This window comes from Nocardia sputi (assembly GCF_023501985.1).
The window spans coordinates 1-1,830 of sequence record NZ_JAMFLC010000064.1 but is presented as its reverse complement, the minus strand read 5'-3'; the positions used below and the strand labels follow the sequence as shown (position 1 = coordinate 1,830).

The 1,830-nt window shown below is 64.6% G+C and carries 1 protein-coding gene and 1 pseudogene; one reads left to right on the top strand and one right to left on the bottom strand.

The window, feature by feature from the left end; all coding sequences use genetic code 11:
• Positions 1 to 127: pseudogene (locus tag M8859_RS36615) on the top strand (integrase core domain-containing protein); the annotation flags it as partial.
• 518 nt (positions 128 to 645) lie between these two features.
• On the opposite strand, the gene M8859_RS36610 reads toward M8859_RS36615, so the two are convergent.
• A complete protein-coding gene (locus tag M8859_RS36610; RefSeq protein WP_249645674.1) occupies positions 646 to 915 on the bottom strand; it encodes a hypothetical protein in 270 nt (89 codons plus the stop codon).
• Positions 916 to 1,830: the final 915 nt, after the last annotated feature.

Here is a 1,830-nt window from a genome sequence, read left to right as displayed (position 1 = left end):
CGAAACCGAACGCCGCGCCGCGTTCACCGACTGGCTTCACGCCTACAATCACCACCGCGGCCACACCGCACTCGGCGGACACCCACCAGCCAGCCGCGTCCCCAACCTCTCAGGTCAGTACACCTAGGTGCCGATGCTCGCCGGGACCGGGTTGGCGGGCAAGTTCGATGAACCATGGAGCAATGCAGTGGGCCACAGGCTGCCCGAGGCCATTCTGATCCAGGTCATATGCGGTAGCGGGCGGCACGAAGGTCGTTCTCAACGGAACCGATCTGATCGGAAACCACCGCAGTCGATTTCGGTGGACGTCGGCGGCTTCGTTGACGGTCGACTCCGCGACTCAGAGCACGGCAATCTCTCCTGCCGGAACCGGCATCGTGCAGGTCACCGTTCGCCTACACCTTCATCGGGCGGTGATTTGGCTTGGCTCTGGTACAGATCTGCACCATTGGTGAACTTGTCATGGTTTCCTCCTCGCGTGTCATGTGCAGCGGTAGGGTCGCGTCTTACCGCACCGGCGACTGCACAGGCGGTCGATCGAGTAGGTCTGGGTTGTTGGTTTCGGGCACGGCGCGGGGTTGCGTGCTTCGGCCCCGCCGGGGCTGGCGTGGCCGCGCGCAGGCATGGTGATCATGAGCGGAGCGGTCAGTCGATCATTCGGGAGTAGGGCCGGTGCGGGGTGAGGTTGGTCTGGCCGCCGCCAGGGGTGAGGTTGGTTTGCCCGCCGGGTGTCAGATTGGTCTGCGGGCCGCACACCAAGTTGGGCCAGCGGCAGGTCGGCAGGTTGGGGTCCTGACCGGCGTGGGCGACTCCGGCCGTCACCAGACCCACGCCCAGCAGGGCGGGTGCCGCGGCAATCGCCAGGGCGCGTGCGAACTGGTGGCTGCGGCGAGACGAGCGCTGGTTGATGGTCATGTTCGTGCTCCTTCGGATGGCGTGGCGGGCGGTCCCGCTGTCGTGATGACGCTGTCTAGACTCATCGACGCCGGACCGCGCCGAAAGGCCACTAAGGGTGCACGGCAGCTCACCCTCGACATGGTTCGATCCCACCAAGGTGGGCACTTCTCAGCAGAATGCCTCGACTCCGGGGTTACGGGCGACCGTCTCTGTGCACCCGGTGCTGGAGAGGACCCGGGAGGTCCGCCCACTCCCAGACGCGTAGTCTTTAGAGTAGTCTGACTGACGCTGTGGTATCGAGTGGTACTGGGCATTCGCCCAGGTGCTGCGCGAACAGGGGTCGATCCCGACGACGTATTCGACTTCGTGGCTGCGTGGATGAAGGGCAAGCGGCCGGTGTGGCTACGGACGGCCGCCGACCCGGCAACCGGGCCGAGATCCCTGGTGATCTGGGGCCGCGCTGACGACGGCACACCGTTGTCGGGCGAACTTCCGATTCGTCGGACCCTTCATCTATTTAGAAGTGCGACAGAAGGTTTCGGCTCCCCCATGTTCGAAAGACCTGGGGCGCGGTGCTCCGCGCACCCCGCCCCGCCCGATCTCCAGAACTACGGATCAGAAGGTTAGGAGCCCAGCCAGACAGCGTCAGCATGGAGCGGACCGGCACCTCGAAATGACGCTCTCCGCGCCGCCGGGCTCGAACTCAACCCTGCTCAGTTCTCAGTGCCCGCGATCTTCTACTACAAGCAGCTCGCCACGGTATACGGCCCCGGTAGTTTCTGCGAGTACCGATACCTGACGCTAGCTGTTGTGGGGCATGACGTTGGTGACGTGGTGGCAGAGGTGGTGAGCTGAGGGGCGGTTCTTTCGGCGGCAGGATGTGAAGCGCCAACTACCACGTCCGCCGTAAGCCGAAAGAACCGCCGTGATTCA